At 66.2% G+C, this 16,344-nt stretch carries 14 protein-coding genes; 9 read left to right on the top strand and 5 right to left on the bottom strand.

Going from position 1 to position 16,344, the window contains the following annotated elements:
- Positions 1-22: 22 nt before the first annotated feature.
- On the top strand, positions 23-895 hold the full coding sequence (locus tag ACTDXD_RS25125) for an SCO6745 family protein (protein WP_440124872.1): 873 nt from the start codon (positions 23-25) through the stop codon (positions 893-895).
- Positions 896-1,053: 158 nt separating this feature from the next.
- A complete protein-coding gene (locus ACTDXD_RS25120; protein WP_440124871.1) occupies positions 1,054-1,506 on the top strand; it encodes a universal stress protein in 453 nt (150 codons plus the stop codon).
- Between the two features lie 2 nt (positions 1,507-1,508).
- On the opposite strand, the gene ACTDXD_RS25115 is transcribed toward ACTDXD_RS25120, so the two are convergent.
- From ACTDXD_RS25115 to ACTDXD_RS25100, 4 genes are all read right to left on the bottom strand, one after another.
- Positions 1,509-1,895: a DUF732 domain-containing protein gene (locus tag ACTDXD_RS25115; protein ID WP_440124870.1), complete on the bottom strand. Its 387-nt coding sequence runs from the start codon at positions 1,893-1,895 to the stop codon at positions 1,509-1,511.
- A gap of 50 nt (positions 1,896-1,945) precedes the next feature.
- Positions 1,946-4,294: a HelD family protein gene (locus ACTDXD_RS25110; protein ID WP_440124869.1), complete on the bottom strand. Its 2,349-nt coding sequence runs from the start codon at positions 4,292-4,294 to the stop codon at positions 1,946-1,948.
- Positions 4,295-4,415: 121 nt separating this feature from the next.
- The gene (locus ACTDXD_RS25105; RefSeq protein WP_440124868.1) at positions 4,416-5,441 is read right to left on the bottom strand and encodes a DoxX family membrane protein; all 1,026 of its coding nucleotides are present in this window, start codon (positions 5,439-5,441) and stop codon (positions 4,416-4,418) included.
- A gap of 407 nt (positions 5,442-5,848) precedes the next feature.
- Positions 5,849-6,538 carry an MBL fold metallo-hydrolase gene (locus ACTDXD_RS25100; protein WP_440124867.1) on the bottom strand — a complete coding sequence of 230 codons (690 nt, stop codon included), beginning with the start codon at positions 6,536-6,538 and terminating at the stop codon, positions 5,849-5,851.
- Between the two features lie 126 nt (positions 6,539-6,664).
- On the opposite strand from ACTDXD_RS25100, the gene uvrA reads away from it, so the two are divergent.
- Complete coding sequence (uvrA, locus tag ACTDXD_RS25095) at positions 6,665-9,598, top strand: excinuclease ABC subunit UvrA (RefSeq protein WP_440124866.1); 2,934 nt, start codon at positions 6,665-6,667, stop codon at positions 9,596-9,598.
- A gap of 26 nt (positions 9,599-9,624) precedes the next feature.
- Here uvrA and ACTDXD_RS25090 read toward each other — a convergent pair whose 3' ends face one another.
- Entirely contained in the window at positions 9,625-9,990 is a 366-nt protein-coding gene (locus ACTDXD_RS25090) for a DUF1844 domain-containing protein (protein WP_440124865.1), read from the bottom strand.
- 218 nt (positions 9,991-10,208) lie between these two features.
- On the opposite strand from ACTDXD_RS25090, the gene infC reads away from it, so the two are divergent.
- The 6 genes from infC to pheT all read left to right on the top strand — a co-directional run bounded on the left by infC (position 10,209) and on the right by pheT (position 16,315).
- A complete protein-coding gene (infC, locus tag ACTDXD_RS25085; RefSeq protein ID WP_440124864.1) occupies positions 10,209-11,039 on the top strand; it encodes a translation initiation factor IF-3 in 831 nt (276 codons plus the stop codon).
- A 68-nt stretch (positions 11,040-11,107) separates the two neighbouring features.
- Complete coding sequence (rpmI, locus tag ACTDXD_RS25080; RefSeq protein ID WP_054807968.1) at positions 11,108-11,302, top strand: 50S ribosomal protein L35; 195 nt, start codon at positions 11,108-11,110, stop codon at positions 11,300-11,302.
- Positions 11,303-11,365: 63 nt separating this feature from the next.
- Positions 11,366-11,746: a 50S ribosomal protein L20 gene (gene rplT, locus ACTDXD_RS25075; protein ID WP_440124863.1), complete on the top strand. Its 381-nt coding sequence runs from the start codon at positions 11,366-11,368 to the stop codon at positions 11,744-11,746.
- A 38-nt stretch (positions 11,747-11,784) separates the two neighbouring features.
- Positions 11,785-12,597: a TrmH family RNA methyltransferase gene (locus ACTDXD_RS25070; RefSeq protein WP_440124862.1), complete on the top strand. Its 813-nt coding sequence runs from the start codon at positions 11,785-11,787 to the stop codon at positions 12,595-12,597.
- Positions 12,598-12,678: 81 nt separating this feature from the next.
- Positions 12,679-13,749 carry a phenylalanine--tRNA ligase subunit alpha gene (gene pheS, locus ACTDXD_RS25065; protein WP_440124861.1) on the top strand — a complete coding sequence of 357 codons (1,071 nt, stop codon included), beginning with the start codon at positions 12,679-12,681 and terminating at the stop codon, positions 13,747-13,749.
- 79 nt (positions 13,750-13,828) lie between these two features.
- Entirely contained in the window at positions 13,829-16,315 is a 2,487-nt protein-coding gene (gene pheT, locus ACTDXD_RS25060; protein ID WP_440124860.1) for a phenylalanine--tRNA ligase subunit beta, read from the top strand.
- Positions 16,316-16,344 lie beyond the last annotated feature (29 nt).

The following is a 16,344-nucleotide window of genomic DNA, read 5'->3' as shown; positions in this document are numbered from 1 at the left end:
GGGTGCCGTAGTGTTCCGGTTCATGGATTCTGCTGCCGCCGGTCGCGCCGCTCGCGCCCTCGAGCTCCTTCATTCGTTCACTTACTTCGCTCCGGAAGTGCATTCGGAGCTGGGAGAGCTCGGGCTGAAGGGCTCTGCGATGAAGTATGTGGCGTCCCGAGTCGCGCCGATGGGCACGGTCGGGCCGGCCGTCGCGACCGCGACCTTCTACAACTTCGCGCCGCGACTGATCGGGGCAGCGTTGCCCGCGGCATGGGAGATCGCCGCACCGTCCGCGGTGTATGCGGCTCGCGTGCGTGGAGTGGATGCCGCGATGACGCGGTGGCTCGGAGCGGATGTCATCGCGTCACAGGAGATGGTCGAGGCCGCGGAGTTGGCTGCGATCGTTGCCCGGTCGATCCCCGGCGTCGAAGGCAGGGCACTCTTCGCCGGGTACGCTGATCAGCCGTGGCCGGAGGCGCCGCACCTGGTGTTCTGGCACGCGTTGACCCTGCTTCGTGAATACCGTGGGGACGGACACGTCGCAGCGTTGCAGGGCGCCGGGCTCACGGGACTCGACGCGCTCGTGACACACACCGCCAGCGGGATCGGCTTCACCACAGAATTCGTGAAGGCGAACAGAGGCTGGACCGCCGAAGAATGGGATGGGGCCGAGTCCGCCTTGCGTGGGGCGGGACTGCTCGACCGCGCAGGTACGTTGACGGGCGACGGATTCGAAGTGCGTGAGCTGGTCGAGGATCTCACCGACGATCTCGGGGTGGCACCGTGGGCGGCAGCCGGTGAGGAAGTGGTCGAGCGGCTGCTCGACCTTGCCGTACCGTGGCGCGACACGATCGCTGATGTCGGGCCGCTCCCCGGAGGCATGTTCGGACCACGTTTCGGTGACGCGAGGTAACACACACAACGGGTTCTGATGAGGTGTCGACCCCAAACATCCCACCCGTACCCCCGCGACCGCTAGTGTCTTTGCCAGCATCAGGTGTGGGGGATCGCCTGTTCGATCCGTCGCCACCGATCGGCCACCGCGCCGACACATAATCGATGGAGGACTGAATGACCGCTTACCGGACCATTGTCGTCGGCACCGACGGCTCGGAGTCGTCGTACCGCGCCGTGGAGAAGGCGGCCGCTCTCGCTGCGGACGCCGGAGCCAAACTGGTGATCGCATGCGCGTACTACCCCGTTGACGCCCGTGATACCGCCCAGGCGGCCGACGTCCTCCGCGACGAGGCGTATCAGGTCACCGGCTCCGCACCGACCTACGACATCCTCCGCACCGCTCGGGAGAAGGCGACGGTAGCGGGTGCGAAGGACGTCGTCGAGCGGCCGATCGTGGGCGCGCCCGTCGACTCCCTGCTGACCCTCATCGAAGAGGTCGATGCAGACCTCGTCGTCATCGGCAATCGCGGACTCAACACTCTGACCGGTCGCCTTCTCGGGTCGGTGCCGTCGGACGTTGCCCGCAAGTCCACCTCCGACGTGCTGATCGTGCACACGGTGCGCTGACGTCAGCAGAACTTCTCGCGCGTGATCATGATGTAATGCCGGGCGGCTTCGTCGCCCGGCATCGTCGTCTCCGAGACCGTCGCGGCATACGCCGCGATCGGACGGACCACCCCGATCACCTCTTCCTCCGGAGCGCCGGATGCCAATCGGCTGCACACCCCTCGGCCCACCGCGAGCAGTGTCTCGTCGGGCACGCCCGCCGCCAACCCGGAGTCGGCCAACGCATTCCTGAACCGAAGGGCATGCGCATCGAGCAACGGCGCCTTCTGCTCCGGACGAGCAGTCGTCGTCGAGGTCGCGGCGGGGGCGTGTGCGTGTTCCACGTGATCGGGGGAGTCGGCGCACGAGACCGCCGCGGCGACGACCCCCACCAGCACCCCCAGCACCATCGGTCGAGCTGCTCGACGGCCGGCCTCCCGGGGGGACGACCACCTACGGATCAGCACGGCGCCGGATTCTCCGCCGCGTCACTCGCCCCGAGCGAGGTCGTGAGCCCGCCGAGTACCTGCGGCAGTGGTGCAGTGTGGACCACCCCGAGGCGCTGGGTCGCGCGCGTCAACGCCACATACAGGTCGTTGAGTCCGCGCGGAGATTCCTCCTGGATCTCGGCCGGCTCGACGAGCACCACCGAATCGAATTCGAGTCCTTTCACATCCTTGACGGTTGCCACCCGCACCGAATCCGAGGCCAGGTGCGCCCATTCGTGCACCAGGCGCGGCGGAACGATCACTGCGGTGAGGCCGGGGCCGACCTCGGCATCGAGGACCTCACGGACCACATCGACGAGGTGATTCCGATCGACCTGGCGCGCCCAGGGCTCGAATCCGGAATCGCGCACCGAGCGAGGCGGAACCTGTTCGGGATCGATCTCGGCGAGCACGTCGTGCGCGATGTGCATGATCTCGGCGGGCGTCCGATAGTTGACCGTCAGCTCTGCCTTGCGCCACCGGTTCTTCACGTACGGCTCCAGGATCCGGTGCCACGACGAGGTTCCGGCGGGGTCACCTGTTTGAGCGGTGTCGCCCACCAGGGTCATCCACCGGTTCGGGATCCGGCGCATCAGCATGCGCCACGCCATGGCCGACAGTTCCTGCGCCTCATCGACGATCATGTGCCCGTACGTCCAGGTCCGGTCACCTGCCGCTCGTTCGGCCGTCGTCCGGTGCTGCTTCATGTCCTGACGCTCGGCGAGTTGCGACGCATCGATCAGGTCGTATGCCATCAACAGTTCGGGATCGAGTTCGTCCTCCAGATCCTGTGGCGCCGAACCGGTGAGGATGTCCAATGCACCTTGGGCGTCGGCGATCTGCCTTCGCCACCGCTTGGCGGCCCCTTCGCGTTCTGCCGCATCGTCGATGCCGAGCAGTTCGGCGAGTTCGTCGAGCAGTGGTGCGTCCGCGGCACTGAAACCAGCGTGTAGGCCCGGGCGATGGAGAGCGTCGATCTGTGCTTCGGTGAGACCGGGGGCGGCTGCGGTCAGACGCTTTTTCGACGCCAGCAGGTCCGACAGCACGCGTTGCGGTGACAGTGTCGGCCACAGTGCGTCGATTGCGGTCACGATGTCGGGATCGGCCCGCATCTCCGAGCGGATGTCGCCGATGTCCTCGCGGCTCAGGAGATTTCCGCCATTGACGAGATCCGCTCCGATGAGCTCTGCCATCTGATCCGCGAGCGCTTCGATGACAGCGGAGACGAAGATGGGCCGTGCCAGATTGTGGGGGCGACGGGACGACCGAGCGCGGCCTCGGGCGCGCGTGACAATCTTGCGGTCGAGCGTGAGTCGATAGGTGTCGAAGGTGAGGTGCACGGGCTTCGTTGGCACTTCCTGCCGGTCGCGGACCGCCGTCTTCAGGATGTCCACCATGTCGAGGGAGCCTTTGATCTCTGCGGCCTCGAAACCGTCGTCGAGGGTGGCCGTGACCCCGGGATAGAGGTCGCCGACAGTGGACAGCAGCACGCCGGTTTCGCCCAGGGACGGAAGCACCTGACCGATGTAGTCGAGGAACGTCGAGTTGGGCCCGACGATGAGCACGCCGCTCTTGGCGAGTTGTTTGCGGTAGGTGTACAGAAGGTAGGCGGCGCGATGCAGAGCGACCGCGGTCTTGCCGGTGCCGGGGCCGCCCTGAACCACGAGCACGCTCTTGTGCTCGGAGCGGATGATCGCGTCCTGTTCCGATTGAATGGTCGCGACGATGTCGTGCATCTGCCCGGTGCGGGCTGCGTTGAGCGCGTCGAGGAGCGCAGACTCGCCGGCCATGCCACCAGCGGATCCGACGCTTGCGTGCTCGCGTGCAGTGTCGAGGTCGAGGTACTCGTCGTTGAGGGCAGTCACGGTGCGGTTGCGGCTGCGGATGTGTCGGCGCAGTACCACCCCCTCCGGTGCTGCGGGGGTGGCCAGATAGAAGGGTCTGGCGAGAGGAGCGCGCCAGTCGAGCAACAACGATTCGTAGTCGTTGTCCTCGTCCAGGATGCCGATGCGTCCGATGTACCGCGCTTCGATGCTCCCACCGTCACCGTCCGGGTCGCCGCTGTGTGCGGCTTCGCGGACGTCGACGCGGCCGAAACACAGTCCGTGTTCGGCCGCGTCGTACTTGGCGAGGTCCTCGGTGTACATCTGGGTGAACGATTCGCGCTCGCTACGCGCCTGGGGAGTGCCGCCCGTCTCCAGTAGCACTCGCTTCAAGCGCGTCCGGGTGTACTCCCGCAGTGCGTCGAGCTGTGTGTACAGCATCGACAGGTAACGCTGCTCGTGCTCGAGGTCGGGATGGGGCGCGCCATCATCCGGCACATGAACTCCTCGGGTTGGAACGATTCGAACGCGCAGGCACGTCGAGGAAAGTGTCCAAGGAGTCTAGTTCGGCGGGGGCCCGTGTGCAGAAATCTCGGTGTGTCCGCCCCGGCTCCGGTCGCTATCCGAGTTTCTTCTGAAGCGCCTTCTCCGCCTTCGCTCGCGCTTTCTCTGCCTTCGTCCGCGTCTTCTCCGCGCGTGCTTGTGCCCGGTGCGCGTTCTCGAGTGCCTTCGCGTTCAGTTCCGAGGTTCGTTCCTCGGCGAGATGCGCCAGTTCGGTCCCTCGATCGCGGGTTGTCTCCCACAATTTCGAGCCGCGCCGTCGCGCGACCTCGGCGTACTCGGGGGCGCGGTTTCGTGCACGTTCGAGCAATTCGCTGCTGCGATCCTTTGCGGCGTCCGTGAGCTCCGGGGTGTGCTCCTTGGCTGCATCGAGGAGCTCGGCGCCGCGTTCACGCGCGACCGAGGCGAGCTCGGGACCTCGCTCACGGGCAACTCCCAGGATTTCCGTTCCGCGCTCGCGCGCTACCTCGGCGAGTTCGGGTGCACGTTCCTTGGCCTTCTCGAAGAGGGCGCTTCCCTGCTGGCTCGCGTCATCGGTGAGCGATTTCACTCGTTCGGAAACAGTGTGCAGGGCGTCGCCGGTCGCATGATCCGACGTCGATCCGGGCAAGGCGGCCACCACGGCTTCCTGGGCATGACGCGCGGCGCGCCTGCCTCGCCAGCCGAGTGACGGCTTGCCTTCGGTATCGACGGATGCGAGAAGCAGTCCACCGAGGAGGCCCACGTTCTTGAGGAACTGTGTGCGGTGCTGGGCGCGTGCGGCAGGGTCGTCGTAATTCCAGAAGTCGTGGCCGGCGATGGTGGTCGGGACAACGGTGCCTGCCAAGGCCAGGGCGGAGATCCGCGGCCACTTGCCGATGGCGAGAAGCGCGCCCGCCCCGACCTGGACCGCGGCATTGATCTGCACCAGGGTCTCCGGATTGCTGGGTAGCCGGTCGGTGACCGAATCGGGTGCGACGCCGAGCATCTGGTCCAGCCCTGTCTGGGCCGCGGTGGCCTTGGGAGTGGGATTGCGCAGGGCGTCGACTCCCCCTGCGATGAAGATGGATGCGAGCATCGGGCGAGCAATCCTTCGGACGATCATGTGCAGCCTCTTTCTCCGCGTCGCTTTGTTTCAGACCCTGCCACGTGTACCCGGATCGGATCGGAAGTATGCGAGATCTGGCTGAGGATGTGCTGCGATCGAATTCGGACCGGACGGAATCCCATAATATACCGAATAATTGTCGGCGCGGCCACTCGTCGCCCCTGACAGTTCCGATCGTGGCCTCCGGTCGGTATCCCCCGCCGATCATCCTCGAATCGACGAAGTGACCCGGATGGACAGGCGGGAGACACGCGTTCCGCTTCCGTGAACGCGCCGAGGCGGAGTGCTCGCACCGATGTGCGTATGTGGTTGTGCTCCTGCAGGATCGGAGCTCGGGCAGAAGGGTCGAGTCAGGATGTCCGGCGGGGTGATGGTTGATGGTCCTGGGCCCCGCACCTGCGATGTCACCAGCCGCGCTCACGCCACTGTTGCAGATGCGGACGCTCGGCTCCGAGCGTGGTGTCCTTGCCGTGGCCCGGGTAGATCACCGTGTCGTCACCGAACCGTCCGAAGAGCTTCGCCTCGACGTCGTCGAGCAGTGAAGTGAACTTCTCTGTATCGGCGGTCTTTCCGATCCCGCCGGGGAAGAGGCAGTCGCCGGTGAAGACGTGATGGCGTCCGGTACCGGCCTCCTCGAGTACGAGTGCGATCGAACCGGGGGTGTGCCCGGACAAGTGAAGCACCTCGAGGCCGAGTTCGCCGATCCGGATGGTGTCGCCCTCTTCGAGGAGACGATCCGGGGTCACCGGCAGCGGTTCGGCGTCGAGAGGGTGCGCTGCGGTCGGTGCCTTCGTGGCGGCAGCGACCTGCTCGAGGCCTTGCCAATGGTCCCAGTGCTGATGCGTGGTGAGGATCAGTTCGAGATTCGGCGCATGCTCGGCAAGATAGGGCACGAGCAGGTCCGGTTCGTTGGCTGCATCGATGAACAGAGATTTGCCGGTTCGGGTGTCGGTGATGAGGTAGGTGTTGTTGTCCATCTGACCGACCGAGAGCTTGACGATAGTCGCACCGGGGATGCTGCGTCGCTGCGCGGGGCCGCCCGGGGAGACCTCGCCGGTGTAGTGGTCATCGATGATGAGAGGCTGCTGCGTCATGTGCCGCACGTTACCTCTGCGCCGCATCGTCCGAGGTCGAGTGGCCGCAGACCGGAACGTGTCGGTGCACGCGCCTACGATGGGCAAGGGCCCGAATGCGGCCTTGTCGACAAGGAAGGAACTGGCGTGGCGGATCGCCTGATCGTACGAGGGGCGCGCGAACACAACCTGCGCGGTGTCGACCTGGATTTGCCGCGCGACAGTCTTATCGTGTTCACCGGCCTCTCCGGGTCCGGCAAGTCGAGCCTTGCGTTCGACACGATTTTCGCGGAGGGTCAGCGCCGCTATGTCGAGTCGCTGTCCGCGTATGCGCGGCAGTTCCTCGGCCAGATGGACAAGCCGGATGTCGACTTCATCGAGGGACTTTCGCCTGCGGTATCGATCGACCAGAAATCGACCAACCGGAACCCCCGTTCCACCGTCGGCACCATCACCGAGGTCTACGACTACCTCCGGCTGCTGTATGCGCGTGCCGGTACTCCGCATTGCCCCGTGTGCGGCGAGAAGATCGCCCGCCAGTCGCCGCAGCAGATCGTCGACCAGGTGCTCGAGATGGAAGCCGGTCTGCGCTTCCAGATCCTCGCGCCCGTGGTACGGACCAGAAAAGGCGAGTTCGTCGACCTGTTCGAGCACCTCACCGTGCAGGGCTACTCCCGCGTCCGGGTGGACGGGGTGGTGTATCCGCTCTCCGAGCCGCCCAAGCTCAAGAAGCAGGAGAAACACGACATCGAGGTTGTCGTCGACCGCCTCGCGGTGAAGCCCTCCGCCAAGCAGCGTCTCACCGATTCCGTCGAGACCGCGCTGCGCCTCGCGGAAGGCATCGTCGTCCTCGACTTCGTCGACCGCGACGAGGGCGCCCCCGATCGCGAACGTCGATTCTCCGAATCCCTGGCCTGCCCGAACGCGCATCCCCTCGCGATCGACGACCTCGAGCCGCGCTCGTTCTCCTTCAACTCCCCGTACGGTGCGTGCCCCGACTGCGCCGGCCTCGGCGTACGTAAGGAGGTCGATACCGACCTGGTGGTACCCGACCCGGACCGCAGCCTCGCCGACGGCGCGATCGCACCGTGGTCGATGGGGCAGAGTTCCGAATACTTCACCCGTCTGCTGACCGGGCTGGCCGACGTCATGGGCTTCGACATCGACACACCGTGGAAGAAGCTGCCCGCAAAGGTTCGTAAGGCGGTGCTCGAGGGCAGTACCGAGCAGGTGCACGTCCGCTACAAGAACCGTTACGGCCGAGTCCGCTCCTACTACGCCGAATTCGAAGGCGTGATGCCGTTCCTGCATCGCCGCATGGAGCAGACCGAGTCGGAACAGATGAAGGAACGCTACGACGGCTACATGCGCGACATTCCGTGCCCGACGTGTAGCGGCACCCGGCTACGACCCGAGATCCTGGCGGTCACGATCACCGCGGACAACCTCGGCGCCAAGTCGATCGCCGAGGTATGCGATCTGTCGATTGCCGAGTGCGCCGACTTCCTGAACAACCTCACCCTCGGGCCCCGGGAGGCGGCGATCGCCGGCCAGGTCCTCAAGGAAGTGCAGGCACGGCTCGGCTTCCTGCTCGACGTGGGTCTCGATTACCTCACTCTCGCTCGGGCGGCCGCCACCCTGTCCGGTGGCGAAGCTCAACGTATCCGGCTCGCTACCCAGATCGGCTCAGGTCTCGTCGGTGTCCTCTACGTACTGGACGAGCCGTCCATCGGTCTACATCAGCGCGACAATCGCCGATTGATCGATACCCTCACCCGGCTGCGCGATCTCGGAAACACTCTGATCGTCGTGGAACACGACGAGGACACCATCCGCGCGTCGGACTGGGTGGTCGATATCGGACCGCGCGCCGGCGAGCATGGCGGGCATGTCGTCCACAGCGGCACCTACAAGGGGCTTCTCGACAACTCCGAATCCATCACCGGCGCGTTCCTGTCGGGTCGCGAATCGATTCCCGTTCCACTCGTGCGCCGACCCGTGGATCCGAAACGTCAGGTCACCGTGATCGGTGCCCGGGAGAACAATCTCCGTGAGATCGACGTCGCATTCCCGCTGGGGGTACTCACCTGCGTGACCGGCGTGTCGGGCTCTGGCAAGTCGACGCTCGTCAACGAGATCCTCGCGACGGTGATGGCCAACAAGCTCAACCGTGCGCGGCAGGTGCCCGGGCGGCATACCCGCATCAACGGTCTCGATCAGCTCGACAAGCTCGTGCAGGTCGACCAATCACCGATCGGCCGGACACCCCGGTCGAACCCCGCGACCTACACCGGAGTGTTCGACAAGATCCGCACCCTCTTCGCTGCGACCACCGAGGCGAAGGTGCGCGGGTATCAGCCCGGACGTTTCTCGTTCAATGTCAAGGGCGGTCGCTGCGAAGCGTGCTCGGGTGACGGCACCCTCAAGATCGAGATGAACTTCCTCCCCGATGTGTACGTGCCGTGCGAAGTATGCCACGGCGCCCGGTACAACCGGGAAACACTCGAGGTGCATTACAAGGGCAAGACGATCGCTGAGGTGCTCGACATGTCGATCGAGGAGGCCGCCGAGTTCTTCGAACCGGTCACCTCGATCCACCGCTACCTTGCGACCCTCGTCGAGGTGGGTCTCGGTTATGTCCGACTGGGTCAGCCGGCGACGACGTTGTCCGGTGGTGAGGCTCAGCGTGTCAAGCTCGCTGCCGAACTGCAGAAACGTTCCAACGGACGAACCGCCTACATCCTCGATGAGCCGACTACCGGTCTGCACTTCGACGACATCCGGAAGTTGCTCGGCGTCATCAACGGCCTCGTCGACAAGGGCAACACGGTCATCGTCATCGAACACAATCTCGATGTGATCAAGACGTCGGACTGGATCATCGACATGGGGCCGGAAGGAGGGTCCGGCGGCGGCATGGTCGTTGCGGAAGGCACACCCGAGGATGTCGCGGCGGTCGAACGTAGCTATACAGGCCGATTCGTTGCGGAATCCCTCGCGGAATCCGTCCCGGCTCAGGAGAAGAAGTCTGCTCGTCCCGCCCGCAAGCGTGCGCCCCGAAAGAAGGCAGTCGCAGGCTGACGGGCGAGGCGAGCATGCGCTGAAGGTCAGTAGACAGGGCCGGTGTACTTCTCGCCGGGACCCTGGCCGGGTGCATCCGGTACCGACGAAGCCTCGCGGAATGCCTTCTGAAGTGCTTGCAGACCCTCACGGATCGGACCGGCGTGCGGGCCGAGGTACTCCACCGAGGCAGTGACCAGCCCGGCGAGGGCTGTGATCACACGGCGCGCCTCATCGAGGTCCAAGCGGTCGCTCGCGTCGGGATCGTCGTCGGCGAGGCCCAGCTTTTCTGCGGCGGAACTCATCAGCATCACCGCAGCGCGGCTGATCACCTCGACCGCGGGAATGTCGGCGAGGTCGCGAATATCCGCGGGCTGATCATCGTGGTGGGGGACGTCGGGGGTGTCGGTCATGTCCTCGAGGATCCCACCAGCGCAGCGGTGCTCGTGTCCCGGGTGCGTCCATCGACGCCCGATTCGGCGCCGACGTGCATATTTTGCTAGACTGATCGCTACGACCGCCTGCGCGTACCCGCGCGGGCAGCAAGTGGAGTCCGACTCCCACCTCTGGCCGTGTGATTTTTGCGGCGCAGTGGTCCGGTCCTTCGAACGTTTCGGCGCTCGGAGAGTTCATGCCCTCAAGGGTATGGAACGTGGTCGCGGCGGTGCCGCGGCGCGTCGACCGGTCGGTACGGACCCCGCCAGGTGTATCAGCACTGCAGCGGGGTTTTTTCGTCGAGGAATCGCCGGGCCCCGCGTGCTGCGGTGCGGTCAGGAAGACCACACCGCATTTCTACCTAGGAGGCCCCATCAGCGCTGAGACCCGCATCAACGAACGCATCCGTGTTCCCGAGGTCCGACTCGTCGGACCGGGTGGTGAACAGGTCGGAATCGTGCGTGTCGAAGATGCACTCCGCCTGGCCATCGAAGCCGACCTCGACCTCGTCGAGGTGGCCCCCGACGCCCGCCCGCCGGTCTGCAAGATCATGGACTACGGCAAGTTCAAGTACGAAGCCGCGCAGAAGGCGCGCGAATCGCGCAAGAACCAGCAGCTGACCGTGATCAAGGAGCAGAAGCTCCGTCCCAAGATCGACGACCACGACTACGAGACCAAGAAGAAGAACGTCGTTCGCTTCCTCGAGGCCGGCTCGAAGGTCAAAGTGACCATCATGTTCCGCGGTCGTGAGCAGTCGCGTCCCGAACTCGGATTCCGTCTGTTGCAGCGTCTCGGCGCCGATGTCGCCGACCTGGGATTCATCGAGACGTCCGCGAAGCAGGACGGCCGCAACATGACGATGGTCCTGGCCCCGCACAAGGGAGCGAAGACCCGCGCCAAGGCTCAGGAAGCCGCGCATGCCGCTCCGGCCAAGTCTTCCCGGCCTGCCCCCGCGGTACCTGCAGAACCCGCCGCACCTGCGGCGCAGGAGCAGCAGGATCAATCGGGAGAGGCACAGACCAGCTAGCCGCTCCGGCAGCACATCCGGTGCTGCGCGCGAGCACCGATGTATCCACGACAAGAACTGAGGACTCCATGCCCAAGTCGAAGACCCACAGCGGCACCGCAAAGCGTTTCAAGGTGTCCGGTAGCGGAAAGATCCTGCGCCAGAAGGCCGGTCGCCGCCACCTGCTCGAGCACAAGTCCTCGCGCGTCACGCGTCGCCTCGACGGGACCGCCGTCGTCGCGCCCGCCGACGCGCCGCGCATCAAGCGCCTGCTCGACATCTGAGCCTTCCCGACCGATCACCCCGGGGGCCGAGTACCAGCCCCCCGAACCTGACAGGACATATCAGTGGCACGCGTGAAGAGGGCCGTCAACGCCCAGAAGAAGCGCCGTTCGATTCTCGAGGCCTCCAAGGGCTACCGCGGGCAGCGCTCGCGTCTGTACCGCAAGGCCAAGGAACAGCAGCTTCACTCGCTGACCTACGCCTACCGCGACCGTCGCGCGCGCAAGGGCGACTTCCGCAAGCTGTGGATCACCCGCATCAACGCTGCGGCCCGCGCGAACGACATCACCTACAACCGGTTCATCCAGGGCCTCAAGGCTGCCGGTGTCGAGGTCGACCGCAAGATCCTTGCTGAGCTTGCCGTCTCCGACACCGAGGCATTCGCAGGCTTGGTGGCTGTCGCGAAGGCCGCGCTGCCCGCCGACGTCAACGCTCCGGCTGCCTGAGCGCGACGCTGAACGAGAATCCAGCACAGGAACGGCCCGTGGACCCGCTCACCGAGCGCACCCCACGGGTCGTTTCTGCTGTCAAACTGCTCCGCGCCGCTGAGCGGCGTAAAACCGGACGCTTCCTCGCGGAAGGTGAGAACTCGGTCACCGCGGCCCTCGCCGCCGGGGTGGTGCACGACATATTCGTGACCGAAGACGCCGCCGAGCGCTACCGGGATCTCGTCACCACCGCGCAGAAACGCGGCATCCGCGTGGGCCTCGTGACCGACCGCGCCGCCGGGCGACTGTCCGACACCGTCTCACCGCCGGGACTCGTCGCGGTGTGCGACACCCTCGACGTGCCCCTCGGCTCGGCACTCGACTCCGGGGCACGGCTACTCGCGATCCCGGTCGAGATGGGGGAGCCCGGCAACGCAGGGACCCTCATCCGCGTCGCCGACGCTGTCGGTGCCGACGCGGTGATCCTCGCGGGAGACAGCGTCGATCCGCACAACGGAAAATGCGTGCGTTCCTCGGCAGGCAGCGTCTTCCATCTGCCGCTCGTGAGAGAACGCGACACCAGCCGCGTGCTCGACGCCGTGACCGCCGCGGGAGTTCGAGTCCTCGCGACCGCGGCCGACGGTGAGGTCGATCTCGACGAAGCGGACGAACTGCTCGCAGGTCCCACGGCTTGGCTCTTCGGCAGTGAAGCCCACGGGCTGCCGCCCGAGGTCGCCGCCCGCGCCGATCATCGGGTGCGCATTCCGATCCGCGGTCGTGCCGAATCCCTCAACCTCGCGACCGCCGCTGCGATCTGCATGTATGCAAGTGCCAGGGTGCAGCATCGGTCGGCTACGCGCTTAACCTAGGATTTCTACGGTGCAGCCTCGTTGCACCGGCTTCACCCACCGACGAAGAACCGCTCGCCCCAAGAAGGAGTTGCACCGGTCGTGGCCAAGAAAGAGGGCGGCACTCCGCCGGAAGTCGATCCCCAAGCGCTGACCGAGGACGCCCTCGCGGCGGCACAGAAAGCAGCCCTCGAAGGATTCAGCGCGGCCCGTAACCTCGACGAACTCGCCCAGGCGAAGATTGCGCACCTGGGGGACAAGGCGCCCATCTCATTGGCGAAGCGCGCGCTCGGCTCCCTGCCCGGTCCCGAACGCGCCGACGCCGGGAAACGTGTCAACGTCCACCGCACCGCAGTGCAGGCCGCCTTCGACTCGCGTCGCGAAGAACTGCAGGCGGAGCGCGACGCCGCGGTCCTCGTCGCCGAGTCGATCGACGTGACCCTGCCCGCCACCCGCCGTGCGCTCGGCGCGCGACATCCCATCACCATCATCTCCGAACAGGTCTCCGACGTGTTCGTTGCGATGGGCTGGGAGATCGCCGAGGGACCGGAAGTCGAAACCGAGCACTACAACTTCGACGCACTGAACTTCTTGCCCGACCACCCGGCCCGGACGATGCAGGACACGTTTCACATCGCGCCCGAGGGTTCGAGGCAGGTGTTGCGCACGCACACCTCCCCGGTGCAGGTCCGCACGATGCTCAGCCGGGACATCCCGATATACGTGGTGTGTCCCGGGCGTACCTTCCGCACGGACGAACTCGACGCCACCCACACCCCGGTGTTCTCGCAGATCGAGGGACTCGCGGTCGACAAGGGCCTGACGATGGCGCACCTCAAGGGCACGCTCGACGCCTTCGCCCGTGCCCTGTTCGGTCCGGAGACCACTACCCGGATGCGGCCGAACTACTTCCCGTTCACCGAACCGTCCGCCGAGGTCGACGTGTGGTTCCCGAACAAGAAGGGCGGCGCAGGCTGGGTCGAGTGGGGTGGCTGCGGAATGGTCAACCCCAATGTGCTCCGCGCGAGCGGTATCGACCCCGATGTGTACGGCGGATTCGCGTTCGGCATGGGCCTCGAACGCACCCTGCAGTTCCGCAACGGTATCTCCGACATGCGCGACATCGTCGAAGGCGACATCCGCTTCACCCTTCCCTTCGGGGTGCAGGGCTGACGCCCTGACCCCTGACCGACGGGATCCGGCGCCGATGCCCTGACCCGTGACCGACATCGAACGAGAAAGCTGAGCTCAAGTGCGAGTAGCGCAATCCTGGCTGGCGGAAATCCTGCAGCGCGCCACCCCCGAGTGGAACGTCACCCCGGAGGAACTCGACGCAGGCTTCGTCCGGGTCGGTCTCGAGGTCGAGGACATCGAGACCCTGGGGCGCGTCGCCCATCTCGTCATCGGACGTGTCGTGGAGATCACCGAACTCGAGGGCTTCAAGAAGCCCATTCGGTTCTGCCAGGTCGACGTCGGTGAAGACGTCCCCCGCGGCATCGTGTGCGGTGCCCGTAATTTCGCGGTAGGCGACCTCATCGTCGCCGCGTTGCCCGGCGCGGTGCTCCCGGGCGGGTTCGCCATTGCGTCGCGCAAGACGTACGGCCACGTGTCCGACGGCATGATCTGCTCGGTCGCCGAACTCGGCATCGGCAAGGACCATTCCGGCATTCTCGTCCTCGAGCCGGGATCCGGAGAGCCCGGTGACGACGCGAACGACCTGCTCGGACTCGGCGACACCGTGATCGAGCTCAACATCACCCCCGACCGCGGCTACTGTTTCTCCCTGCGCGGCCTCACCCGTGAACTCGCGTGTGGTTTCGACCTCGAGTTCATCGATCCGGCCCAGATCCCGTCGCTGCCGTCCGATGGCGGACAGAGCTACCCGATCCGGCTCGAACCAGAAGCAGGAGCGACGCGATTCGCGGCGCGGAAGGTTACCGGTATCGACCCCACCGCGGTCACGCCGTGGTGGATGCAGCGTCGCCTGCACACCGCTGGGGTCCGCCCGATCTCACCGGCCGTAGACGTCACCAACTACGTGATGCTCGAACTGGGCCAGCCCCTGCACGCGTTCGACGCCGCGACCTTGCAGGGCGAGATCGTCATCCGTCGCGCTGTAGCGGGGGAGAAGCTCACCACGCTCGACGGGGTGGAACGCGTGCTCGATCCCGAGGACGTCGTCATCACCGACGACAGCGGTGTCATCTCCCTCGCCGGAATCATGGGCGGCGCCACCACCGAGGTCGGGGACGACACCACCGACATCCTCCTCGAGGCTGCGACCTGGGATCCGCTTGCGGTCTTTCGTGGCAACCGCCGGCACAAGCTCAGCAGCGAGGCAGGCAAACGCTTCGAGCGCACCGTCGACCCCGAGGTTGCGCTCGCGGCGCTCGATCGTGCGGCGTCGCTGCTCACCTCGATCGCGGGCGGTCGTGTCGAGCCGACGCTGACCGACATCTCCGTGCCGACCGAGAGCGTCTCGATCCGCATGGACATCGACCTTCCCGATCGCACCGCCGGTGTCGGCTACGCGAACGGCACCGCCGCACGTCGACTCACACAGATCGGGTGTGCCGTCGAGGTCGGTGTCGCTGACGATGGGAAGGGCCAGTTGGTCGTCGCGCCTCCGTCGTGGCGTCCCGATCTGCGCCAGCCCGCGGATCTCGTCGAGGAGGTCCTCCGTCTCGAAGGACTCGAACAGATCCCGTCTGTCGTTCCCGCCGCGCCCGCGGGACGCGGACTGACCCCGAGCCAGCGTCGTCGTCGCGCGGTGGGACGTGCGCTCGCTTCCGACGGATACATCGAGGTCCTCGCTCCGGTCTTTCTGCCCGCGGGCGTGTTCGACACGTGGGGGCTGGGCGCCGAAGACCCGCGCCGCACCACCACCAAGGTCCTCAACCCGCTCGAGTCGGATCGACCCGAGTTGGCGACAACGCTGCTGCCGGGCCTGCTGGAAGTACTTTCGCGCAACGTGTCGCGCGGACAGCGTGACGTCGCGCTGTTCTCGATCGCGCAGGTGGTCCACCCCGGCCCCGAGACGACCTCGGTCGCGGCGCTTCCCGTCGATCGGCGCCCCACCGACGACGAGATCGCACTCCTGGAACGGTCCCTGCCTGAGCAACCCGTGCATATCGGCGGTGTCCTGTCCGGTTTGCGGGAGCCCGCAGGCCCCTGGGGCCCCGGCCGGGTCTCCGACGCGGCCGACGCGTTTGCGGCAGCCGAGACCGTTGCCCGGGCTGCGGGCGTGCAACTCGAGCGTCGGGCAGCGCAGTACCTGCCGTGGCACCCGGGCCGTTGCGCGGAACTGCTCGTCGACGGGGTCGTCGTCGGTCATGCCGGTGAACTTCACCCGGCCGTCGTCGAACGGTCCGGGCTCCCCGCCCGGACGTGCGCCTTCGAGCTGAATCTCGATGCGCTGCCGATCGTGGAGTTGCTGCCTGCCCCCATCGTGTCGCCATTCCCCGCAGTTCTGCAGGACGTCGCGGTCGTTGTCGCCGACGAGGTGCCTGCTGCGCGAGTGGAAGCGGCCCTGCGTAGCGGTGGCGGCGAATTGCTCGAGGACATCCGGTTGTTCGATGTCTTCACAGGTTCGCAAGTGGGCGACGGACGAAAGTCACTCGCCTTCGCGCTGCGGTTCCGTGCGTACGACCGCACCCTCACCGAGGATGAGGCGAGCGCGGCTCGCGACTCCGCTGTCGCTGCTGCCTCGGCCGCAGTAGGAGCGGAACTTCGCGGCTGACGCGGCAGCGGCGGGCGGGTGCGCGACGT

It is taken from the genome of Rhodococcus sp. SJ-3, from assembly GCF_051918125.1.
Taxonomy (GTDB): Bacteria; Actinomycetota; Actinomycetes; order Mycobacteriales; family Mycobacteriaceae; genus Rhodococcus.
The sequence above is the reverse complement of the archived record's forward strand: the minus strand, read 5'-3'. Positions and strand labels throughout refer to the sequence as shown.